Origin of the sequence: Streptomyces sp. NBC_00568, assembly GCF_026341855.1 — a bacterium.
In the GTDB taxonomy this organism is placed as follows: Bacteria; Actinomycetota; Actinomycetes; order Streptomycetales; family Streptomycetaceae; genus Streptomyces.
In genome coordinates this window covers 391,916-415,319 of sequence record NZ_JAPENW010000002.1, presented here as the reverse complement: position 1 = coordinate 415,319, position 23,404 = coordinate 391,916, and the positions used below count along the sequence as shown (strand labels likewise).

Genomic DNA, 23,404 nt, shown 5'->3' with positions numbered 1-23,404 from the left:
ACCCGGAGGTCTCGCTCCTGCCGGCGATAACAGGAGCGAGACCCCCAACTCCGCTGCTCCGCGTCCGGCAAGGAGTCGTCCCCGGCGGGAGATCGGTCGTCTACCGGACCGAGCGGGCGTTACGGATGCCGCGGGGCCGAAACGGCGTGGCCCCCACCCTTGCTGGCACGCAGCGGGTAGCCCAGGCACTGCCGTCACGACCGCCCCCAGCACATCGGATCCTTCACGTCGCCGGCGTGAAACCCCGCCAGCCCAGATCTCGAGCAAAGTTCGCAGATGCTGAAGAAACGGCCACCTCCCTGACCTGGGGGCCACGCTTCTGGCCAGCGGCAACCACACGGGAGCGAACCGGACCGACTACGTAGGCGCCGTTGATGTCGAGTGCCGTCACCTCGTGCTGGCCTGCGGGCAGTTCGGGGCGCGCGAGTGGAGACGGGTGCAGTTGACCCTCACCAGCCGCGAGTCGTCGGTGCCTGCCGCGCCGAGCCGTCGGCGTCCAGTCCGAATCGCCGTATCCGCTCCGCCTCCTCGGGATCTCCGGCGTCCTCTCGAAGCCGCGCTAGCTCCCGCACGGCCCAGTGATACCCACAGTTGGCGGCGTCCAAGGCCAACTGCTCGGCTCCTCCCTGGTCCCCGCTCTCGATCAGCCGCCCGATCAACTGACCCAGAATGTCGGGTTCGCCTGCAATGACGGCCTCCCAGGCCAACCGCTGTCCATCTTCCTCGCATCCGGCCTCTTCCCGCAGTCGTGCCAGCTCCTGTAGTGCCGAGGGGTGGCCTCCGGCCGAAGCTTCCCGGGCCATCCTCTCCGCTCCTTCCCGGTCGCCGGTCTTCTCGCGCAGCACGGACAGCTGGTACAGCCCCCAGGTGTCCCCGGCCAATGAGGCTTGCCCGGCCAACTGCTCGGCCTTGCGCCCGTCCCCGGCCTTCTCGCGCATCACCGCCAGTTCCTGCAGGGGGTTGGGATCTCCGTAGGCGCCTGCCTCCCGGGCCAGCCGCTCTGCAACTGCCCTGTCCCCGGCTTCCTCTCGTGCCATCGCAAGGTCGTGAAGTGCCGGTGTGTATCCGGACTCGCCCAACTGCTGCAGCATGATCTCTGCTTCTTCCCTGTGCCCACGTTCCTGCCGAAGCTCCATCAGGTCGTAGAGGGCATCGTCGCTTCCCGCCTCTGCGGCCTGTCTCAGGAGCGTCTCCGCCGTGTCCCGGTCGCCGGCCGTGTCCCGCATCTTCGCCAGCTTGTACAGAGCCCAGGCGCTCCCGGCATCGCTCGCCTCCCGAAGCAGGGCCTCGGCTCCCGCCGGATCTCCAAGCACCCGCCGCAGGTCTGCCAGATTGGCCAGCAGCCACGTGTCCCCGTCGGCGGCGGCTTCCCGGGCAAGCGCCGTTGCCTCGTCCCGAGCCCCGGCCCGCTCCAGCCGGTCCACGAGCTCCTGGCGGGAGGCGAGGTCCCCCACCGCTACCGCCCGTCGCAGCAAGGCCTCGGAGTCGTCCAGGTCCCCGGTCGCCTCCCTAAGGTCCGCCAGTTCCTGCAATCCCCAGGAGACACCCGCGTCGACAGCCTGCTCGAACAGCACCGCCGCCTGCACCACGTCTCCTTCCTCCAGCCGCAGCCTTGCCAGCCGCAGCACGGCAACGGTGTCGCCGGCCTCGGCGGCCTGCTGATAGAGGGAGGCAGCGATGCGGTAACGGCCGCGCTGACCAGCGGCCCCACCGAGGCTGATCAGTTCGTCGGCGGCCGCATGACGCCGGACGGCCGTCCAGAACGTGGCGGGCGGGAACTGGTAGCGGCGGGCGCTCCGGGCGTGGTGGTCGAGGTAGTCAGCGAGTCGGTAGATACCGGGAAGCGAGCCCATGCCAGTGGGATGGGCCACCGGCTCCAGGGCCGCCGCCACTCCCATCACTTTCTGCCGCGCATAGCCGAGGGCCCGGGCGAACCACGTGCCCGGCTCGGCGGCGGCCCGCTGCTGAGCAGTGAGGTAGCCGGGGGCGGCGGCCTCCAGGAACGCCTCGCTGAGCGGGGAGACGTAGCCAAGACGGCGAGCGTCCATGGCTGCGGTGATGATCGCCCTGCCGTAGGGGCCGTCGGGGGCCACCGCGCTCTCATAGTGATCAACCAGTTGGGGGCCGGCAGCCAGGGTCTGGGTGATCCCACCGCCGGGGCTCGTCTGGACGGCCGTCTCCAGCGACGGGTCACCGCACGTATTCAGCGCCCGAAGCTCCGGCTCGGTGAAAAGCTCCGAGACATCGAACGGTGCGGCGGTGTTCAGGAGGGCACGGGCCTGCGCATGAGGGTCCTTGCCCGCCTGGGAGGTAGTGGTCAGGGTCCGGTGGTCGGCGGGCCACAGGGTCGCGACGATGATGATAGGGCCATGCTGTTCGAGAAGGCGTCGTAGTCCCGCCGCCGCCTCTTCACCGCCTCTGCCCTCGAGGAAATCTTGCGCTTCATTCAGCCACAGGACGGTTCGTGGCGAGACCTCGGCCGCCAGCAGCGCCAGAAGGCTGTCGACGCCCTTGGGAAACACCAGATCCCAGTCGGCCAGACATGCCCGGACGGCTTCGAACGCGGTCCGGGTCTTGCCCGCACATGACTCGCCCCGTACGACGACCAGGATGGCCTGATCGCCGCCCGCCACCGCAGTGAGCCGTGCACGCAGCCGCCGGTCGTGCTCGCGTTCGACGTAGCCGGGCAGGACAAACTCCTCGCCTGCTGCCCCGGCAGGCAATCCGGGGATCGCAGGATGAACGCCGAGCTGCTGCGCCGTCCAGTGAGACAGGGGACGAGGCTTGTCGGGCAGTGCCCTGTACTGCTCCTGCGTCGCCGAGGCGTTAAGGGTACGTTCGGCCTGCGCACGCTGCACGCCCACGCTGACGTTGGCTGCCCGCTGCCGCGCGGCGGCCCGGTAACAGGCACGCCAGCCCTCCGGATCAAGCAGGCGTTGGTCACCATGCGCCACGTCAATCCCAGCGGCCTTGAGCGCGACTGCCAGTTGTCTGACCAGTCCGACCAGTTGTTCCTCACGCTGGGGAACTTGGCCTTTGAACCACTCGCCGGGCGTAGTCCGGGATGTGCCAAGGGCCTTGGCGATGCGGTTCTTGGACAGCATCGTCTGCAAGTGGGTCCGGTAGAGGGCACCCAACCGGCGCAGGTCGGCCCGGAGTTCCTCATTCGGGTCGTCGATCTGCTGTCCCGTCACACCGCCCCCGTTTGCTGTCCAGTGTCCAGAACACTCGGCCTGGACACTCGACGGCAGCATAGGCTCCCGCTTGGGTGTACGGCCTGAGACCGTCCAGGATCCCGCAGAAGGCTGAAGGACACCCCGGTAAACAGGAAGTGTCGAGGCATCCACCCCGGCAGCGGTCCGGGGTCACAGTTGGAAGGCGCCCGACATGTCGATCACCGACACCCTGAAGATGCTGAAGCAGATCGGCACCCAGACCGGCCAGCACCTCGGCCTGATCGGTACGCTCATCCTCGTCGTCTTCCTGCTCCTCTACGTGGGCGTCGTGCTGCCATCCGTGTGGTCACGCCACTCCTACCGGCGCGCTGCTGCCCGCCGCACCATGACCACCCTGCTGGACTACATGAACAAGCTCAAGCCGACGCTCCCGTTCCGGCCCCGTCGGTGAGGCCACGGACGCGGTGCACAAATGCTGATGCCGGGACAGGGCGACAGCCGCCGACCAGCTGCCCGCAGGTCAGGACTGGCCGTCCGATACGACTCCCGACCTGCTCGAATGCACATTGCGCGGTCCCGCGCTTCCTTCGCACATTGCGCGGGACCGCCCACGGCCAGCGGCCGGGACCTAGGGGCCGAACTCGCCGCACCCTTCGCGCAGAAGCGCGACCCCGGGTGCAGCGGACGGCTTGCGACCGGGGCCGACCGGAAGGACAGGAGCGCCGTACAGTCGCGCGGTGCCGCTGGTGGTCGGGGGCTGCCCCCGTGCCGGCGCGGCGCGGGGCAGCGACCCGGGGCGGGTGGGTCAGGCGGGCGGCGAGGTCGGCGGCGGTCCGTGCGAAGCGGACGGCTTCCTGCAGGGTGAGCATGCAGTTAGCGTCCGTGAGTTCGTCCTCGTCGGGGATGCGGGCGGCCTCCCGCATCATGCGCAGGGCCGCTGCGGCGACCACCGCGACCGGGTCAGTCGTGGTGTACACCCGCTCCCACATCCTCAGCTCCGTGAGCCATTCGCCGACCCGTACCCTGCAGATCGCGGGATTGCGGATGTGGCTGGTACCAACCAACCAGCTCAAAACCTCCGCGGCCGCGCGCAGCAGGTCCGCGCTCTCTTCTTCCTCGACGGCCGCCTCCAGCACCATGTGGACGACCTGGGCGAGGGGAGCGTCGTGCACTATGACCCGCCGACGGCGTGCTCGCCCACGGCAGGCTGAAGGCGCGCGGACGGCGAGGTCGCCTTGTGTTCGCAGCGGGGCGTGCTTCAGTTCGCGGTCCTTCACCCCCCAGGCCACCGCCGCGTCCACCATGCGGGCCGCCTTCTCCCCCTCGGCTCCGAGGTCGGCGCGCAGCTGGGCGGCGAGGCGTCGGGCGGGCTCCCGGCGGGCGCCGCGCGGGCCGGGCTTGGCGCGGAGCAGCTGACTGTACTTGCCCGTGCCGCCCGCGGTCTTCTGCGCGGCGCGGGCGCGCTGGCTGACGCGGGACTGGTTGCGTGGCATGAGGTCTTCTCTCCGGGCACCCCGCGCCTGCCCGCAGTCGTGCGGGTGGGTGTTGCGGGCCCGGGTGTGGACCTTAGCCGTCAATGCTGTCCCGGCGCGGGCGGGGTATAGCGGCGGCGGTTGGGCATCGTAGCGGAAACTGCCCGCTCTCCCCGCCAGCCGCGTGGTGACGCCGAGGCGGTCTGCATCATGGCCACTTGGACCGCGCCTAACGTGAACACGTGCGCAGCGGCGTGGTGTTGGGGCGTGCAGAGGCGAGGCGCAGGCGGTGGAATCTACGCGGGGCGCTTCCCAGTCGTGTGATCTTGACGTTCTACGCGCGTTTTCTAAGCAACTTGTCCGATTTACTTAGCGTCTGGCAGACTTTCAGGGCACGTCAGTGGTCTCGACGACCTGCCAGCCCCATGCCGCCGTCGGCGGAGAGGGCGTGAGCCGTGCGCCGCGGAGACCCCGCTGTTTCAGGGGAAGCTTCCGGTGGCGTGCACAGTCTCCGTTGGTGGACTCGAAGGGGCAGACGGTCCTCGCCGACACGCGCTACGAGGTGTGTGACGGCGACGGCAGCCCTCGCCGGTGCTCCCTGGACGGGAGTCCCTGCAGTTCGGGTGCGTGCCGCATCCGGCGCCCGCCGGGTGTTCCCAGTCGCACCCGGGGCCACGAGGGCTCCCGGAGTTATGGACCGGCTGCCTCTCATGTCTGCCCAAAAGGCTCCCAAGGGGCCTTTCCCGCCTCCGACCAACCCGACCTGGGCGGAGAACCTCTACGAGGCCATCGTCAACACCTGCGCGGCCGAAGGCTTCACGCCCGTTCCCCGGCAGGCCGTATTCGACGCTCTCTCCCCGGCGCTCGGCCAGGACGAAGCCAAACGCGTCATCGAGCGCCGTGGCGGGAGCCGTTTCCTGCGCGGCACGGCCCACCACATCGAACAGCGTGACACCGACGGGGCGTTGCTGGTGCTGAAGGTGGAGCTGCACGGGGCGGGAACGCTGCCCTGGGTCATCAACGACCGTACGCGCAGCGCGTGGCTGCATCCGTCTGTGGAAAATCAGGAGCGCCTGGAGGAGCTCGTCGATCAGCAGCGGCAGGTGGCCGCGTGGACCGTCGGGGCGGAGCGTGCGAAGGCGGCGCTGCGGGCGCTGGCCTCGACTGCGACGCCAGCGGAGAAGGATGCGGCGGTAGCTGCGGTGGAGACCTCCGAGGAAGAGCTGGCTCGCGAGCAGCGGGAGCTGAAGGCGTGCGAGCAGGCGCTGGGCGGGCGGCGTCCGCTGCCGGTGGTGCGGGCAGTCGTCGAGGACGGGGTGCCGCTCGCGGCGCTCACCACGGAGATGGTCAGCACGGAGATCGCTGGCGAGGTGCAACGGTACGCCGTGGACATGCTGCGGCGGCGGGCGCGGCAGCGTCCCTATGACCTGGTGGAGTCCCTGGTGCAGGAGGGCCAGCGGGATTCCACCGTGGTCGTGCTGCAGCGAACTCCGGTGACCGACCAGGATGGGTCACAGCGGGAGATCTGGCGGGGCCACCATGCCACGGGCGCCAACCGTGCCGATGCCCGGCTGGACATCTTCGGGATCTCGGCGCAGCAGCTCCTGACCGGGGTGCCGCAGTCCCTGCTGCGGCTGCCCGGGGAGGAGGAGAACCGGCGGATGGTCGTGCGGGGGCTCGGAGAGATCCTGCGCCGGGTCAGCTTCCGACTCAACGCCGAGTACGCCGATCCCGAGCGGGACTCGGAGGGGCGTGCGCAGCGGGCGGTGCGCATCGCGCAGGTGCCAGCCCGTGTCGTGGTCGGCGCCAGGAAGCCGGAGCGGCTGGAGGAGTCGCTACGCCAGCTGAACGTGCACGAGCACCTGCGCGGCCAGCTGGACTACGAGGACATGGACCGTGCCCTGGGACTGTGGTCGACCCTGGTCAAGGCCTACCAGGCCGAGGGACTGCTGGGCGAACTGCTGGCCCAAGAGGTCACCCGGGGCCGCGTCCCGGCCACTGGACTGGACGAGGACTCGATCGCCGATGCCCTGGTCGGGGCCCGGGCGCTCGACGTGCTCGCCGTAATGCTGTCGCCGGGCGACGAGGTGAGCCCTGTGACCCTGCGGGACGTGGCGATCCGCTGCGCCACCGTCCTGGTGTTCCCGCCGGTGCCGCCGCGCCCGCAGAATCTGGCGCCGCACGCCCGGATGCCCACCGGCCGGTACTGGCCGGTGGTGCGCGCCTGCCTGCAGGAGGCTTCCTGGTCTCAGTCGAACGGGGCCGGGGCCAGGGCCAGGCGGCGCACGGAAATCTGGGCGGCCGTGGTCGCTCAGCACTTCCTGCGGCCTGGTCCCCTCGCCGCCGCCGAGGGCCTGTTCGGCAAGCACGAGGTGCAGTTCGGGGTGCGCCCCGATGCGCGCAGCCTCGCCTCGCTGCTGACCGCCTGCCGCCAGGGAGACGCCGCGGCTTGGGAGACCCTGGTGCGGCGGCACCTGCTGCCCGGCATGATCAGCGGTGCCAAGCCATTCGTCACTCCCAACCAGGGCTCGTTGGAGAGCGCGGACCGCAAGGGTGTGCGGCGTGCACCCTCCAACGCGATCCAGGCGCTCGTGGACGCCTACACCGACCCGCCCGAGGGTGTCACGCGTAAACTGCTGCTCGCGTTCGCCGAGGCGGTGCTGCGCGCCCCGGACTCCCCGGCCGGGGACGATATGACGCCGGGCACCTTCTGGGCGCCCGACGCACACGGCAATTCACGCAAGGCTGTCCTCGCCGACAAAGAATGGTTCGACGCCCTGTTCCCCCTGACCTCCTTCCGCAGGACCAAGCGCCAGCAGCAGCCCGCGGAGACCGTCACCGGCGCCGAGGGCAAGGACAAAGGCCCGGACACCGTGGAACTCAACGAGGAGATTCCGGAGACCCCGCTCGCCCGCATGACCCGCCTGCGCGCGGAGCTGGCTTCCGCGGTGGCCAGCGGCACGGTGAGCGCCGCCGCCGTCGCCGAGCAGATCGGCCGGCTCCTGACGACCGTCGAGGACGCCGTGCGAGCCCGTGAGGATGCCGGCGACGAGAAGGAGCCCGCCGACGTGCGCGCGCTGTACGTGGAGGACTTCAACAAGATCAAGGCAGAGGCCGCCAAGATCGCGCCGCTGCTGGACAAGGCCACCCTGGCGGTGATGTCGCTGTGAGCGTGGACTGCTGCGCGGAGCCGGTGGCCGGGCCGGTGGTCGACGCGCGGGTGCTGCGTCATGCGTGGATGGCGCTGGGCCCGCTGCGGTGCGGCGACTGGCCCGCCCCGTACAGCTTGGAGCCGGGCCGCCGGGCGCAGACGCTCGCGGTGCTGGACGAGGTGCTGGCCGGGCTGTACCTGGCGGTCGACGGCGACGGGCGGCTGCGGTGGCTGGGCAAGGCACACCGCGACGGCGGAGTGGGTGCCCGGCTACGGGATCACTTCCGGCACCCCGAGCGCGCCCGTGTCTATGCAGGGGCGTTCGTCGTGGAGGCCGATCCGTTCAGTCCGCCGAAGGCGATCGAGGCCGCCGAGGGCCGGGCCGCCGACCTGATCGGGCTGCGCGGCCGCATGGGCCCGCGTACGTGGCCCGTAGTCACTCAGGAGCAGTGGCTCGCCCGGGTCACCTCCCGGCCCGCGTCGCGGATCGTCCGTCCCCGGCCTGCCAGGGACGACACCGGTGACCGGTCGGCGGCACCGGCCTGACGGACCGGGCCCGGTCTGTGAACGGGTGCCTTCCCGGCCTCCGCTTCCAGGCGGGCGGAAAGGCACCCTGCCGGTGGGCGCGGGAGTCAGACCGCGGCAGGGCCGCACCGAGGCCTGGGGACGTCGGTGCGGCGCGAGGCCGTCGCCGGGTGTGCGGCGGCCCTGAAGAACGAAAAAGTGCAGGCGGCGTGACGCCGCCGGGTCAGATGAGGGAGGACGGCGCAGTGGCGCTGGATTGGGATCGGATCGGTACGGGGGACAGCGAGGCGCTGCTGCGGCCCCGGGACATCTACGCGGGGCTGGCCAGTCGGCCGTGGCCGTATCTGCGGCTTGAGCAGGGCGAGGTGCTGGACAAGTGGTTCGAGCGGCGCGGTGACCGCGATGTGGTGATCAAGCAGAACACCGGTGGGGGCAAGACGGCTGTCGGCCTGCTGATCGCGCAGAGCACCCTGAACGAGGGCATCGGCAAGGCCGTCTACCTGACCCCGGACAACTACCTCGTCAAGCAGGTCCGCGAGGAGGCCGCCAAGCTCGATATCGCCACCACGGATGATCCGTACGACCCGGCGTTCCTCACCGCGCAGGCCGTGCTGGTGACGAACTACCAGAAGCTGCTCAACGGCAGGTCGGCCTTCGGTGTCGTCGGGGACGGCAAGGAGCCGCTCGATCTGGGCATCGTCGTCGTCGATGACGCGCACGCCGCGCTGGCGCGGACCGAGGACCAGTTCCGGCTTCGGGTGCCCGCCGGGCACGAGGCGTACGACAAGCTGCTGGAGCTGTTCGCGCAGGACCTGCGCCACCAGTCGGCGAACGCCTGGTCGGCGCTGGAGGACAAGGACCCCACCGCGTTGGCGCCGATCCCGTTCTGGGCGTGGGCCGACAAGCGCGAGGAGGTGCTGAAGATCCTGCGCCCGCACCGCACGGAGCGGGTCTTCGAGTTCGTATGGCCGCTGCTGGCGGAGGTGCTGTACCTGTGCACGGCGACGGCGACGTCGTCGGCGATCGAGATCAGGCCCTCGTGCCCGCCGATCGACCGCATCCCGTCGTTCGTGCACGCTCGCCGCCGGGTCTACCTGACCGCGACGCTCGCCGACGACAGCGCCCTGGTCACCGACTTCGGTGCCGACCCGACACTCGTCGCGAAGCCCGTCACCCCGGGCAGCGCCGCCGACCTCGGTGAGCGGATGATCCTGGCCCCGGTGGCGCTCAACCCGGACCTGGACGACGAGGCCGTCCGCGTGCTGGCCCGCCAGTTCGCCGACGGGGACCAGGACGGCGATGGTGTCGCCGAGACCAAGCCGGTCAACGTGGTCGTGCTGGTGCCTAGCGACCGAGCCGCCGCGAACTGGGCGCGCCACGCCCACCACGTCTGGCGGGTCGGGGACCTTGAGGCGGGCGTGAAGGAACTCCAGGCCAGCCATGTGGGCCTGGTGGTGCTGGTCAACAAGTACGACGGCGTCAACCTCCCGGCCGACGCCTGCCGTCTGCTGATCCTCGACCAGATTCCGCGGCCCCTGGACGGGGTGGAGCGGCGCGAGGCTGTCGCGCTGGCCGACAGCACGGTCCGTCTGGCCCGTGAGGTCCAGCGGATCGAACAGGGCATGGGCCGGGGAGTGCGCGACGGAGAGGACTACTGCGCCGTCCTGCTGCTGGGGGCGAAGCTCGCTACGGCGATCCACGATGCCCGCCACCTGGCTCTGTTCTCCCCGGCGACCCAGGCGCAGCTGAAGCTGAGCCGGGACATCGCCGGCCAGATCAAGGGCGAAGGGCTGGACGCGGTGAGGCAGGCGCTGCGGGCCTGCCTGGGGCGGGTGCCGCAGTGGCGCGAGCGCAGCCGGCGGGCGCTGGCGGAGGTGCGCTACGCCGAGCACGGGACGGTGCGGGACGAGGCCGTCGCGCTGCGCAAGGCGTTCGACCTCGCGGCCACCGGCCGCGCCCCGGCCGCGGCCGAGCGGGTGCAGAAGGCGGTGAACGACCTCGGTGCTGGCGACAGGGCGCTGCGGGGCTGGCTGCGGGAGCAGAAGGCCGCCTACCTGCACCTGACCGATCGCGCGGCCGCCGAGCGGGCCCTGGCCGGGGCGCTGGACGACAACCCGTTCGTCCTGCGGCCCGTCAACGGCGGTGCCCCCGTCCAGCTGAAGGCGGCGGCGGTGCAGTCGCGCGCCGGCGCCGAGTTCCTGGCCGCCCAGTACCGCGACGGCGTCAGCCTCAGGCTCGGCGTGCAGGCGCTGTTCGAGGACGTCGTGTGGGGCGAGGAGGAGCGCTCCGACGACGCCGAGCGGACCTGGCAGCAGCTCGGGCTGCATCTCGGGTTCGCCAGCACGCGGCCGGAGAAGCTGTATGGCACGGGCCCGGACAACCTGTGGGCGCTCTCCGCGGCGCGGCAGGCCGTCGTCGAGCTGAAGACAGGCTGCACCACCGACACCATCGCCAAGAAGGATATGGACCAGCTCGGCGGCAGCATCCGCTGGCTCAACGAGCACAACGCCGAAGTAGAGGCCGTGGCGGTCATGCTGCATCCCAGCCGGGTCCGCGATGACAAGGCGACCGCGGTGCCGGGCATGCGCGTCGTCACCCCGGCCCTGTTCGAGAAGCTCAAGGTGGCCGTGACGGCCTACGCGGCCGCGCTCGCGAGCAGCCCGGACCGCTGGGCGGACGAACAGGCCGTCCGCGAACAGCTCACTCACCACAAGCTCACCGGCGACCGGTTCTTCACCACCTACTCCGAACCCCTGCGCGCCTGATCAACACCGGGACGTCAGACGGGTCCTGGGCCGGTACGGCCTGCCGCGTACACCGGCAGACCGTACCCGGTCCACAGGCACAGGCAGGGGTACCCGGCGGGCCCCCTACGGCGGACGGAGGTGACCGGTCGGCAGCCACCGGTCGGCAGCCCTGGCACCGTTCGCCCGGCCCGCCGGGGCCGGAGGTGGTGGCGGAGCGAGGAGCTCGGCGGCTGAGCGGGGCGGAATGTCAGAGGAGTTCGTAGGGTGAGAGTTCCGTGGGAGAAGCTGGCCGAGAACCCCAGCCTGTCGGAGTCCCTGGTGACGCTGCTGGTGATGCGCTTACGGGAGCGGGCGCAGCCGGTCGACGGGACAGGCGGCGACGGCGGACGGGACCTGTTCGAGTACACCGACGACGGCGAACTGGTCGTGTACGAGGCGAAGTCGTTCACCGGCCGGATGACCGCGGTGCGCCTCAGGCAGGTGGAGCGGTCGCTGGTGTCGGCAGCTCGTCACCAGCCGGACCACTGGGATCTTCTCGTGCCGATCGATGCGACCCCCGCCGAGCAGCAGTGGTTCGACGGCCTGCGCGCCGAGTTCCCGTTCGTGCGGTGGTGGCGGGGGCGCAGCTGGCTGGACGAGAAGGTGGCGGCCCATCCCGCTGGTGCGCTACGCGCTGCAGGAAGCCGAGGGCTACGTCCTGGAGTGCATCGCCGAGGCGCACTGCGCCCCGGCCAGGCGCCCCGCGCTGCATGACCCGGCGACATCGCCGTCGCGCCCGCTCAACGATCCGGACGGGTCCGCCCCGGACCGCGGGAGGGTCGCTCAGGTGCTCCACGAGGAGCGGGGCCAGGGCAGTGGCTGGCAGCACGACCCCGAAAGGGATGCCGTGAAGGATAGCAACGACAGCCGCCAGCACAGCAAGGACCAAGACAGCGGCTGTAGTAGTCCGCATGCCCACCGGCCCAAGGCGGATCCGGTGGGCGGGACACCCAGCCAACAGGCGCAGGCAAAGCGCTGGGTGCGGGTCGCGGCCGGGGGGAACACGGCGATCCCAGCACTCGGCACGGGGACGCCCCGGCATCTGCCCGAAGTCCGGAACCGTGGTCCTGACCGGCCCGGAACTGCAGAACAGCTACGAGTGCGCGTGTGGCACCTGGGCCCGGATCACCCACAAAGACACGCTGGCGCAGCACTCCATGCCCGCCACCTCTTGCAACGCGGCAAGATTTTCCGGCTTGGGCAGCTCTTCGATGTCTCTGACGTTAGGGACGTGGATGCTGACGCTGTCACTTGCGACCGTCCTCGAGGAGACGCCGTCGCGGCCGTCCCCGCCGCCGCGCGCCTGCTCGGTTGGCCAGAGCCATGATGATCACCGCTGTGTTGGACCGCGGCCCCGGCGGCTCGACGGCGTCAACGCGAGGGCCTTCACCCCGCCGATGGAGTTCGTCCAGCCTCCTCCAGGGCCGCGGCGAGGCCCGCGACCGTGGGGTTTCTGAAGACCAGGACCGGTGGGACCCGGCGCCCAAGTCGCTCGCCGAGCCGCCGCGCGATCGTGGTGATAGTCAACGAGGTGCCGCCGACGTCGAAGAAGTCGTCCTGCGGCCCGAAGTCCTCCTCGACACCCAGGCACTCCCGCCACACTTCGGCGACGAGGCGCTGCTGCTCGGTGACGGCCCGGCGGGTGGCGGGGGCCGAGGCGGACACCGGGCGTGGGTCGGGCAGCGCCTCCCGGTCGACCTTGCCGTTCGGGGAGAGAGGGATCTCGTCGATCACGGTGTAGCTCTGCGGCAGCATGTACGGCGGCAGTTGCTCCGCCAGGTGGGCGCGCAGTTCTGCCGGGTCGGGGGCGGGCCGGTCGGGGCGCTCGGGGACCAGGTAGGCCGCCAGCTGGTCCGCACCGGTGCGGGTGCGGCGTACGGCCACCACGCAGTCGGCACAGGCGGGGTGGCTCCGGAGGGCGGACTCGATCTCGCCGAGCTCGATGCGGAAGCCGCGCACCTTGACCTGGTGGTCGTTGCGGCCGAGGAAGACCAGATTTCCGTCGGGCAGCAGCCGGACCACGTCCCCCGTGGCGTACATACGAGCGCCTGACTCCGCAGCGTACGGGTCGGGCAGGTACGCCGCGGCCGTACGGGCGGCCTTGCCGAGATAGCCGCGGCCGACCGCGCTGCCGCCGACGTACAGTTCACCGCGACAGCCAGGGGCGACCGGGCGCAGCCGCGGGTCCAGCACGTACAACTGCGCGTTGTCGGTCGCCCGGCCGAACGGGACGCTCGGGCGGTGGCTGTGCCGGTCGAGCAGCTCGTCGGTGATCGGGCAAAACGCCGAGGTCACCGTCGCTTCGGTGGGCCCGTACTCGTTGAAGACCTGGCATCCCGGCGCGGTGACGGACAGGATGCGGCGGGCCACGTCGTGCGGCACGGCCTCGGCGCCGGTGAACACCAGGCGTACGGAGGCGAGACGGGGAGCCGCATCCGCACCGGACTCCAGCAGGATCCGCATCTGCGAGGGCGTCGCGTTGAGCGTGGTGATGCCGCGTTCGGCGACCTCGCGCAGGAACTCCTCGGGGTCGTAGGCGGCGGTGGGACCCGCCAGGTGCAGTTCGGCGCCGGACACCAGGCACTGAAAGATCTCCCAGACCGAGTTGTCGAAGGCCACCGAGTGGTTGAGTAGGGCGCGGTCCTTGACGGTGAGGCGGCACAGCCGCTGGTTCCACTCCAGGAACCCGGTGATGTTGGCGTGGGTGATGGCGACGCCCTTAGGGTTGCCGGTCGAGCCGGACGTGTAGATCACGTAGGCGAGGTGGTGCGGTCGCGCCTCCTCGGCCGGCCCGGGGCCCGCCCCAGGACAGGCTTCGGGATCGGCCCTGGGACCTTCCCCGGGATCCGCCCTCGATTCCTGACCCACCGCCACGAGCCGCACGTCTTCGCCGAACAGGGCCGAGGTGGGATGTCCCGGGTCCGCGACGACCAGGCGTACGCCCGAGTCGGCCAGCAGGTACCGCAGCCGGTCCGTCGGGTGGCCTGGGTCGAGCGGAACGTAGGCGCCGCCCGCCTTCAGCACGCCCAGCAGGGCGACCACCAGCTCCACCGAGCGCTCCAGGCAGACGCCGACCAGACTTTCGGGGCGCACACCGCCGGCTCGCAGCTCCCGGGCCAGGGCCGAGGCCCGCGCGTCGGTCTCGGCGAACGTCAGCGACCGCCCGTCGCCCACGACGCAGGTGGCGTCCGGCGTGGTCCGCACCTGCCGGTCCCACAGGCGGACCAGAGTGGTCGGCTCGGGCAGCGGCTCGGCTCGGTTCCCGATGGAGAGGGCGCGCAGCTCGTCGGCCGAGACGATCTCCAGCCCGGACAGCCGGGCTCTTGTGTCGGACACCATCTGCTCGATCACCCGAAGGAAGTGCCGTCCGAGGCCCTGGACGAAGTCCGCGTCGAACAGGTCGGTGGCGTACTCGACGGAGATGCTGAGGTCACCGGCGCCGGCGGCGTGGTCCGTCACGTCGAAGGCCAGGTCGAAGCGTGCGGTGCCGAGCCGTCCCTCCAGCTCCTTGCGGTCGTACAACTCGGTGAGGTAACCGGCCCTCGGCTCCTGGTGGAGGGCGAACAGCACCTGGAAGAGCGGGTTGCGGCTCAGGTCGCGCTCCGGGCTCAGGTGCGCCACCAGCTTCTCGAAGGGCAGCTCCTGATGCGCGTAGGCCTGCCGTGCGACCTCGCGGACGCGGCTGAGCAGCTCGCGCCAGGTCGGGTCACCGGACAGGTCGGTGCGCAGGACGATCGTGTTCACGAAATAGCCGACCACATCGTCGAGTTCGGGCCGCGGTCGGCCGCCTGTCAGGGTGCCGACGGCGACATCGTGCTCGTCGGCGTACCGGCCGAGCAGCACCTGCAACGGGGCCAGCAGGCCCATGAACAGAGTGACGCCCTCGGCCCGGCACAGCGCACGCAGACGGTGGGCCAAGTCGACGGGAACGCGCAGCAGTTCACGGCGACCGCGGTGGCTCGCGACCGCTGGCCGGGGGCGGCTGGTCGGCAGCTCAAGGACGGGCACGCCGGACAGCCGGGTACGCCAGTGGTCGAGCAGCCGCTCCAGCTCGGCATCGGTGAGCCGCTCGCGCTGCCAGGCCGCGTAGTCGGCGTACGTCACGAGGAGCGGCGCCAGGGCGGGGCGGCGGCCTGCGGCGGACTGCGTGTAGAGATGGCCCAGTTCTCGCACCATGAGGTCCACCGACACACCGTCGCAAGCAATGTGATGGATCGTCAGCACAATGATGTCGCGGCTCGGGGTGCGCAGCACGTCCGCGCGCAGCAGCGGTGGGCGGTCGAGGGCGAAGGGGGCGCTGATGAGCTCGGTCACCACCGCGTCCAGGTCCTCCTCGGCGACCTCGGTGCAGCGCAGCGGCACCGGTCCCGGCTCGCGCGGTTCGGGGCGGACCCGGCCGTCGACGTGGACGAATGCCGTGCGCAGTGCCGGGTGCCGGTGCACCAGAGCGGACAGGGAGTCCCGCAGCAGCGTCAGGTCGACTCGCCCGTCGGGCAGGCCCAGGGCGACCGGCAGGTGGTAGGCGGGCACGGCGTCGTTCATCTGCTCGAAGAACCAGATCCGCTCCTGCCCGAAGGAGAGTTCTGCTGTCGCGGCCGCTGGGATCGGCTCGTCCTGCGAGGGTGCCACGCCGTGAAGGGCGGCGGCGAGCGCGGCCGGTGTCGGATGCGCGAAGACCGACTGGGCATCGACCGGCGCGCCGAGCTCCGCGCGTAGCCGGGCCACAGCCCGTACAACGGTGAGCGACTGGCCGCCCAGGCGGAAGAAGTCGTCGTGGGCGGAGACGTCGTCGAGCCCGAGCACCTCGGCCCACACGCGGCACACCGCCGCAGTGTTCGGCGGCAGCGGGGCGTCGTCGGGCATCGGCTCGTTCGCCCGGACCGGCCCGTACGGGATCCGCTGCACGGCGCCGCGGTCCGCCTTGCCCGCGGGGGTGCGGGGCAGGGCGTCGAGCACTGCGTAGCCCTGGGCGACCATGTGGGCGGGCAGCCGCCGCGCGAGGTGGTCACGGACATGCCGGGGCAGGTCCCCGGAAACGTTCCGCGCGTCGGGCGCGGGCACGAGGTACGCCACCAACTGATCGCCGCCGGCTGCCTCGCGGTCGACGGCCACCACCGCGTCAGAGACGAGGGGGTGGCTGCGCACACAGGCCTCGATCTCGCCGAGTTCGATGCGGAAGCCGCGCACCTTGACCTGGTGGTCGCTGCGCCCCAGCACCTCTAGTTCGCCGCCAGCGGACCAGCGGGCGAGGTCACCGGTGCGGTAGAGGCGTCCGGCTCCGTCGCCGAACGGGTCGGGCACGAACCGATCAGCGCTCTGCGCAGGCTGGTTGAGGTAGCCGCGTGCCACGCCGGTGCCGCCGATCCACAACTCACCGGTGACTCCAGGGCCGACCTCCCGCCCGCCCTCGTCGACGACGTACAGCCGGGTGTTGGACAGGGCCGTACCGACCGTCACCCGCTCGGCCACGGCGTCGATGCGGGTGGCGGCGGCCCATACCGTCGCCTCGGTCGGCCCGTAAAGGTTCCACAGGGTGCCGCCGGTGGCGAGCAGGTCGCGGGCCAGCTGCGGATCGAGCGGCTCACCGCCCGACAGCAGTACCCGGCCGCGCCCGTCCGTCCAGCCGGACGCCAGCAACATCCGCCAGGTGGTGGGGGTCGCCTGGACGACGCTCACGCCCGCCTCAGCGAGGGTGGCGGCGAGCAGCTCGGGGTCGGTGTTGGCCGCGCGCGGGGCCATCACCACCGCCGCACCCCGGGTAAGCGGCAGGAACAGCTCCAGTACCGAGATGTCGAACGACAGCGGGGTCAGCGCGAGAACCCGGTCGTCCGCCCCGAGGCCGGGCCGTTCGGCCGCACTGCGCAGGAACGAGGACATCGCCGCATGGTCGACGGCCACGCCCTTGGGCAGGCCGGTCGAACCTGAGGTGTAGATGACGTATGCCAGGTGGTGCGGGTGGACCACCGGCGCTGGCGGTGCCGGCGGTGCGGCGGGTTCCGCGGGGAGGTCCTCGACCAGCACGACGTCCGCCGCGCCGAACGCCAGGGCAAGCGCGCGGTGGTCCGCGTCGCACAACCACAGCCCGGTCCTCGCATCGGTGGTCATGTGCCGCAGCCGGTTGGCCGGGTAGCTCGGGTCGAGGGGCAGGTACGCGGCGCCCGACTTCAGGATGCCGAGCAGCGCCACGACCAGCTCGACAGAGCGACCGAGACAAACGCCGACCAGGTTCTCCGGTCCGATGCCGCGTGTCTGCAGCTCGGCGGCGAGTGCCGTGGCCCGGCGGTCCACCTCGGCGTAGGTGGCGCGGTACGCTCCCGCGATCACGGCGACCGCGTCGGGTGTCGCGGCTGCCTGCTGCTCCCACAGTGCGACCACGGTGGTCGGCGCCATGAACGGATCCTTTCTCAGCACCGTGCGGAAAAGGTGCGCGTGATCGTCTCCGCCAGCTCTCGTTCCGCGCCGCGCACATACAGGTGGGGGGCGCCCGGGAACAGATGCAGGTCGAAGCCGGCCGAGGTGTGCTCGCGCCACTCGGCGAGCTCCGTCCCGTCGACGCTGTCGTCGCCCGAGCCGGCCAGAACGGTCAGGGGACAGGGCAGGGGTGCCTGGACCCGATATGTGTAGGTCTCGCACAGCGTCAGGTCCGCGCGCAGCACCGGCAGCAGCAGCTCCTGCAACTCGGCGTCCAAGCCGTCGAATTCGGCTATGGCGAGCAGCTCGTCGTCCGGCAGCGTGTGCCGCGGGTCGCGGTCGGGCGTGCCGGGGGCGCGCATGCCCGACAGGAACAGTCGGTCGGGCATCCGGGTGCCCAGTGCACGAAGCCGCCGTGCCGTCTCGAAGGCGATCAGGGAGCCCATACTGTGCCCGAAGAAGGCGTACGGCAGTTCCGTGTGGTCGGCGATGAACGGTGCGACCGCGGCCACGGCGTCGTCCATTGACGTCAAGGCCGGTTCGGCGATCCGGTTCTCCCGGCCGGGCAGCTGGACCGTGCACACTTCGACGGTGTCCGGCAGATACGCCGCCAGCCGGTAGGCGGAGGCGCCGGCTCCGGCATGCGGGAAGACAAACAGGCGCCGCTGCGCGGTGCGTTCACGCCCGCCGAGCCCGCGCAGCCAGGCCGTTGCCAGGCGCGCGGTCGTCATCGTGACTCTCGTACGGAACGCGGGGTCAAGTCGGACCACACCTGCCCGATGTGGTCCAGGCACTCCTGGCGGGTGCCCTGCGCGCCGGTAGCGGTCCAGCCGGCAGGCAGCTCACGGTCGGCGAACCAGACCGAGTACTGCTCCTCGTGGTTCACGACGACGACATGGCGGTCCCCGGCGGAGCGGGGTGCGGGTGAGGTGCTCATGCGTCAGATACCCACCCCGGTAAAGAAGTCGCTCTCACGGCGGCCCCGGCCCGCGGCTACGACCCGGTCGTGCACCCACTTGCCAACGGCGAGATCGAGTACGCCCAGTCCGAACGGCGAGAAGACCGCCGGGCGTCCGCGGTCCCGGTGCAGCCGCCCGCGCAGCAGGTCGGCGAGGGTGCCGTCGACGAAGTCCCGGTTTCCGGTGCGCAGTTCGGTCAGGTGCAGCGAGGTGCGCTCGCGTACGGCGTGGTCGATGTCGTCGGTGAAGTTTTGGGCGGCGAGGATCAACTCGGGGGCGAGGTCGCGCAGGGACAGGTGCAGGACCACCGGGTTGTGGGCCAGCAGTCGGGGGTCGTGCAGGTGCGGCTCGCCGGCCACCGTGGTCAGCACCACCAGGTCGCAGTCGGTGAACGCGTCCTCAACCCTGTCGGCGACCACGATCTCGGCCTCGGTGTGCTCTGCCATGACGGCGCCGAAGCGGCTCGCCGCCGCCGGGTCGAGGTCGAAGAGCCGGTAGCCGTCGATCTCCCAGTCGAGATCCCCCAGGAACCGCCAGACGTGCTGGGCGATCAGCCCCGTGCCCACGATGCCGACCCGGCGAGCACGGCGCGCACCGAGCAAGGTCCTCGCCGCGAGCACCGCGGAGGCCGCGGTCCGGGTTGCCGAGACGATCGAGGACTCCATGCAGGCAAAGGGATAGCCGGTCGCGCAGTCGTTGAGGATCAGCGTGGCCGAGGCACGGGGGATTCCGCGCTGTGTGTTGTCCGGGAAGCTGGCGATCCACTTGTTGCCGGCGACCTCGAACTCGCCGCCCAGGTAGGCGGGCAGGGAGATGATGCGTGACCGGTTCTGGTTCGGGAAGCGCAGGAACGAGCTGTGCGGGTTCGAGCTCTGCCCGGCGTCGTGCGCGAGGTAGGCGGCACGGACGACCTCGATGAGCTCCGGACGGTGACGGTCCGTCTCGGTGGCGATGTCGCCCGCGCCGATCACGGTCATGGGCGGTGGAGCCAGGGTGGACACGGGGTGGTGCTCCTTCAATTGACGGCCAGGGCTTCGACGCCGGTGGGCTGTGCCGCTTCCGCGCGCAGCTGCCGGCCCCACGTGGGGTCGTAGACGGTCTGGGCGTAGGCGTGACCGCGGTCGGCGGCGATGAAGGCGACCCGGGGACGGCGCCTGCCGGGACGCTGCCGAGCGAAGTAGTCCTGGACGGCGGCATAGGTGCTGCCCGTCGAACCTCCCGCGTACAGGCCGTACTTGGCGACGAGTTCGTCGCAGGCCTCGACGGCGCGTACCTCGGAGACGATCTCGACCTGGTCGATCAGTGCCTGACCGCACAGCGGCGGCACGATGCTGGAGCCGATGCCGGGAATCCGCCGCTTCTTCGGCGGGCCGCCGAAGATCACCGAGCCTTCGGTGTCGACGGCGACGACCACGCAGCCCGGGTACGTTTCCTTGATCCGTCGGGAGAGCCCGGCGATCGTGCCGCCCGTGCCCACGCCGACGAAGAGATGGTCGAGCGGGCCGGCTTGGGCGATCAGCTCGCCCGCGGTGAAGCGGTAGTGCGCGTCGCGGGCATCCGGATTTGCATACTGGTTGGGCCAGTAGGCGGAGTCGAGTTCAACCAGCAGCTCCTGCACCCGGGACAGCCGATTCTTCAGGTAGCTCCCTGTCACATCACGGACGGAGACCTTCTCCACCCGCTCGCACATCAGTCGCAGTTGGGCCTCGGTGGACTCGTTGCAGTTCGGATCGATGACCGGGACGAACGAGATGCCGAGCATTCTGCAGTAGAAAGCCAGAGCCAGCGCGAAATTGCCAGACGACGACTCGACCACCGTGGTGTCGGGCGCTATCTCGCCCCGACCGATTGCCTGTTCCAGAATCCACAGTGCCGAACGATCTTTGGTACTGCCGGCGGGATTGCAGAACTCCAGTTTGGCGACGATGTCACACCGCTCGTCCGCCAGGGGAATCAGTGGGGTTTCCGTGAGGCCCCTGCGAATTTGCTTTGCCCGTTCGATCAGAAATTGATCAGCACGCCTGTGGAGCATGGGCCGAGTGTGGCACGGGGCCGGTCGGCGCGACTCAATCGCGACTCAAGTGCGGTCTGGTCGAGTCTCGGTGGGCGTGTGCTTCGGCCGGCCAGAAGGGACGGAACACGATCACCTTCCGCTCCGAGAACTGCCGGACCACCGGTGAAAACCGGGACAGGCCCCGTGTCGGCTTCTGCCGTCAGCCGAGTTAGTTCAGGGAAGAAGTTCAGGTCCAGCGCGGCCTTCACACGACTATCCGGTTCCTCAGCTCCAACTCCCCCATCCGAAACGGCTGGAACATCGCGGGTGCGCTGCCGCTCAGCCCCTGCGGGCGGGCGAAGGCGGCGTCGACACAGTCCGCGAACTTCTCGTCACGCGTGCGCAGGTTGTCGTAGGTGATGCGCCGTGAGCGGGTGAGGAGGTTGAAGCAGAATGGGTCGGCTGCTGGTGGACGTACATGCCGATGTTCTCAAACCACTTGAGTGAGGCGTGCGCGGCCCGCTGGGTGGACTCGGCGACGGGGCGCCGCTCGGTCTCCTAGGCCGTCAAGGCCCTCTATGTGGGGCTGTTCGTGCAGTCAGGCGGCGAGTGCCAGGGCGTCCCCCATGGCCAGCTTGGTGCCGGAGCCGATGAGGAAGTGCGCGGGTTGGGCGGCGTCGCTGAGCAGCACCAGGTTGCCGTCGAGCCAGCGTTCGTTGCGTACGGTCGTGAAGTTCAGCCACTTGGAGTTGTTGGCGAAAACCTGGTGTCCGTCGAGTTCATCGGCGAAGATCTCGCGGATGCGGGCGACGGCCTGCTCGTCGGAGACGCCGGGCGGGAGGTCGAGTGTTCCGGTCGCGTCGAAGCCGGCCCGCCGCCAGGCGTCCTCGTGTATCTCGACGGTGAAGGTGGAGCCGGTCTCGGAGTAGGGGTAGCCGTGCACCTGCATGCCCCCACTCGGTCTCCTTGACCAAGAACTGGAAGGCCTCGAAGACGCGGTCCGTGCCGAGCCACATGCACCTGCTGTGCCAGCGGTCCAGGGAGGGCCGGAAGGCGTCCGAACGGGCCGACTGCATCGCGGAGTTGACGCCTTCGGCGGCCACCACCCGGTCGTACGCGGCCCGCAGCCGCCCGGTGTCCGGGGCGAGGGTGGAAAAGTGGACGGTGACGCCGAGGGCGCGGCAGCGCTCCTTCCTTCCCACTGCTCGACGCGTCACTGCTCGGCGACAGCCTCGGCCGAGGCGGTCTGCTCATCATCGGTGATCCTGCGGAGTGCGAAGCGCTGGAGCTTGCCGCTGTCGTTGCGCGGCAGGGCACTGTGGAAGCGCACCTCGCGCGGGGTACTTGTAGGGCGCCAGGCCTTGCTTGACATGGTCCTGTATCTCCCTGGCCTTCGCTGCGTCACCGGGCCCGCCGTCACGCAGCACCACGAAGGCGCACCCGATCGAGCCACGCTCCGGGTCGGGGCGGGCCACGACGGCGGACTCGGTGACGTCGGGGTGGGTGCCGATGGCGGCCTCGACCTTGAGACCGCCGATGTTGTACCCAGAGGAGACGATCATGTGGTCGCTACTGGCGTGGTAATGGAAGTGCAAGCAGTTCGCGATCGGGCGCAGCTGGGCTTCTTCTAGAGCCCGGGAGTGACGTCCGCGGCCGGTGCTCCCTCGCTCATGGTCGCGGGCTTCCGGTCGAGCCCGAGCACGAGCGGTACGGCCAGCATGCTGATCGCGGTGAGGAACACCCAGGGCAGCACCGCGCCTCCCTGCAACAGCGCTGTAAGCAGCGCCGGGGCGACGGCGCTGGCGAGCGACCAGGACAACTGGTAGACGCCCAGATAGCGGCCGCGCAGATGTTCGGGCGCCATCACCACGCTCAGTTCGCTGGTCGGCGGCGAGCTGAGGATCTCGGCCACGGTGTAGAGCACCATCGCGATCAACAGGCCGGCGATCACCGCCCACCCGGGCAGCACAAGCAGCGTGCCGAAGACGACGAACGCCGCCGCGTTGAACAGCAGGGCCAGCACCAGCACCATCGCCGACCTGCGGGTCTCGATCCACCGGCTGGCGAGCGTCTGGAGCAGCGCGACCATGGCCGTGTTCAGCAGGACGAGTACGCCGACGATCCAGGAACCGACATCGAGGTTGTCCGCCGCGTAGACGGCGAGCAGCACCGTGATCACCGTGGAGGAGAAGACGAAGGAGATGTTCGTCGCGATCAGCCGTAGATACCGACTGTCCTTGAGCACGGTGCGATAGCCGCCCTCCCGCTGCCCTGTGGTCTCGACCGCCGCCAGCTCCGGCGCCGCGCGCTCCGGCGCCGCGGGCCCGGCGCCAGCCGCCTCGCTCGGGTCGGTGTCCCGCAAGGTGACCACGAGCCATCCAGCGACGGCGAAGGTGACCACGTTGATCACCATGACCGCGCGCAGCCCGGCAACGGTGCCGATACTCAGAGCCACTGCGGACGCGGCGCCGCCGAAACCGACGCCGACATTGCGCAGGGCACGGACGAAGCCGAACCAGCGGGCGCGCTCGGCGCCCCGGGCGACCTGCACGGTAAGGGGACTGCTGCCCATCCAGAAGGCGGTGGAACCGAGTTGCACCACGAACTGCCACAGCACGATCTGCCAGGCCGTGTGCGAGAACAGAAAGCCGATGAATCCTGCCACCGAAATCCAGTTGCCCGCAGCGACCACGATGCGTGGACCGTATGTGTCCAGCAGGCGCCCGACAAGGAGCGGTAGGGGCAGGACGAGCAACTGGCCGGCGGTCAGCGCGGCACCGACGGCGACCAGTGACAGCGACGTCGTCCGCACGAAGAAGACGACGGTGAACGCCGTCACCAATCCGTTTCCCAGACTGTCGATCAAATTGGCCGTGACGAATCGGCCTTTTCCGGCGAGGTCCGGAAGACCCCAGGCCGTCCGAAACCACG

The 23,404-nt window shown here is 70.4% G+C and carries 15 protein-coding genes and 1 pseudogene; 5 read left to right on the top strand and 11 right to left on the bottom strand.

Going from position 1 to position 23,404, the window contains the following annotated elements:
• Nucleotides 1-449: 449 nt before the first annotated feature.
• Nucleotides 450-3,194: a sel1 repeat family protein gene (locus OOK38_RS34055; RefSeq protein ID WP_266849920.1), complete on the bottom strand. Its 2,745-nt coding sequence runs from the start codon at nt 3,192-3,194 to the stop codon at nt 450-452.
• Nucleotides 3,195-3,387: 193 nt separating this feature from the next.
• Between OOK38_RS34055 and OOK38_RS34050 the strand changes: the two genes are divergently transcribed.
• Nucleotides 3,388-3,627, top strand: coding sequence for a hypothetical protein (locus tag OOK38_RS34050; RefSeq protein ID WP_266849918.1), 240 nt, complete (start codon nt 3,388-3,390; stop codon nt 3,625-3,627).
• On the opposite strand, the gene OOK38_RS34045 is transcribed toward OOK38_RS34050, so the two are convergent.
• Nucleotides 3,593-4,669 (bottom strand): hypothetical protein, encoded by a 1,077-nt coding sequence (locus OOK38_RS34045; RefSeq protein WP_266849916.1) that lies wholly within the window; start codon nt 4,667-4,669, stop codon nt 3,593-3,595. The genes OOK38_RS34050 and OOK38_RS34045 overlap by 35 nt on opposite strands.
• A gap of 689 nt (nt 4,670-5,358) precedes the next feature.
• Here OOK38_RS34045 and OOK38_RS34040 point away from each other — a divergent pair.
• From OOK38_RS34040 to OOK38_RS34025, 4 genes are all read left to right on the top strand, one after another.
• Nucleotides 5,359-7,818, top strand: coding sequence for a hypothetical protein (locus tag OOK38_RS34040; RefSeq protein ID WP_266849914.1), 2,460 nt, complete (start codon nt 5,359-5,361; stop codon nt 7,816-7,818).
• Nucleotides 7,815-8,345 (top strand): hypothetical protein, encoded by a 531-nt coding sequence (locus OOK38_RS34035; RefSeq protein ID WP_266849912.1) that lies wholly within the window; start codon nt 7,815-7,817, stop codon nt 8,343-8,345. Before OOK38_RS34040 ends, OOK38_RS34035 begins: the two co-directional genes overlap by 4 nt.
• 224 nt (nt 8,346-8,569) lie before the next feature.
• Nucleotides 8,570-11,089: a DEAD/DEAH box helicase family protein gene (locus tag OOK38_RS34030; protein WP_266849910.1), complete on the top strand. Its 2,520-nt coding sequence runs from the start codon at nt 8,570-8,572 to the stop codon at nt 11,087-11,089.
• A 246-nt stretch (nt 11,090-11,335) separates the two neighbouring features.
• The gene (locus OOK38_RS34025; protein WP_266849908.1) at nt 11,336-11,824 is read left to right on the top strand and encodes a hypothetical protein; all 489 of its coding nucleotides are present in this window, start codon (nt 11,336-11,338) and stop codon (nt 11,822-11,824) included.
• A 672-nt stretch (nt 11,825-12,496) separates the two neighbouring features.
• On the opposite strand, the gene OOK38_RS34020 is transcribed toward OOK38_RS34025, so the two are convergent.
• The 9 genes and pseudogenes from OOK38_RS34020 to OOK38_RS33985 all read right to left on the bottom strand — a co-directional run bounded on the left by OOK38_RS34020 (nt 12,497) and on the right by OOK38_RS33985 (nt 23,312).
• Entirely contained in the window at nt 12,497-17,500 is a 5,004-nt protein-coding gene (locus OOK38_RS34020) for a non-ribosomal peptide synthetase (RefSeq protein WP_266849906.1), read from the bottom strand.
• A 14-nt stretch (nt 17,501-17,514) separates the two neighbouring features.
• Nucleotides 17,515-18,252, bottom strand: coding sequence for a thioesterase II family protein (locus OOK38_RS34015; protein ID WP_266849904.1), 738 nt, complete (start codon nt 18,250-18,252; stop codon nt 17,515-17,517).
• Nucleotides 18,249-18,458, bottom strand: a complete 210-nt coding sequence (locus OOK38_RS34010) for an MbtH family protein (RefSeq protein WP_266849903.1) — start codon at nt 18,456-18,458, stop codon at nt 18,249-18,251. Before OOK38_RS34010 ends, OOK38_RS34015 begins: the two co-directional genes overlap by 4 nt.
• Before the next feature lie 3 nt (nt 18,459-18,461).
• Nucleotides 18,462-19,481 carry a 2,3-diaminopropionate biosynthesis protein SbnB gene (gene sbnB, locus OOK38_RS34005; RefSeq protein WP_266849901.1) on the bottom strand — a complete coding sequence of 340 codons (1,020 nt, stop codon included), beginning with the start codon at nt 19,479-19,481 and terminating at the stop codon, nt 18,462-18,464.
• 14 nt (nt 19,482-19,495) lie between these two features.
• The gene (sbnA, locus tag OOK38_RS34000) at nt 19,496-20,512 is read right to left on the bottom strand and encodes a 2,3-diaminopropionate biosynthesis protein SbnA (RefSeq protein WP_266849899.1); all 1,017 of its coding nucleotides are present in this window, start codon (nt 20,510-20,512) and stop codon (nt 19,496-19,498) included.
• Between the two features lie 559 nt (nt 20,513-21,071).
• Entirely contained in the window at nt 21,072-21,422 is a 351-nt protein-coding gene (locus tag OOK38_RS33995) for a hypothetical protein (protein ID WP_266849897.1), read from the bottom strand.
• Between the two features lie 264 nt (nt 21,423-21,686).
• Nucleotides 21,687-21,845: a hypothetical protein gene (locus OOK38_RS34595; RefSeq protein WP_323178869.1), complete on the bottom strand. Its 159-nt coding sequence runs from the start codon at nt 21,843-21,845 to the stop codon at nt 21,687-21,689.
• Nucleotides 21,846-21,867: 22 nt separating this feature from the next.
• A pseudogene (locus OOK38_RS34590) lies at nt 21,868-22,035 on the bottom strand (2-aminobenzoate-CoA ligase); the annotation flags it as partial.
• A 65-nt stretch (nt 22,036-22,100) separates the two neighbouring features.
• Nucleotides 22,101-23,312 carry an MFS transporter gene (locus OOK38_RS33985; RefSeq protein ID WP_266849896.1) on the bottom strand — a complete coding sequence of 404 codons (1,212 nt, stop codon included), beginning with the start codon at nt 23,310-23,312 and terminating at the stop codon, nt 22,101-22,103.
• Nucleotides 23,313-23,404: the final 92 nt, after the last annotated feature.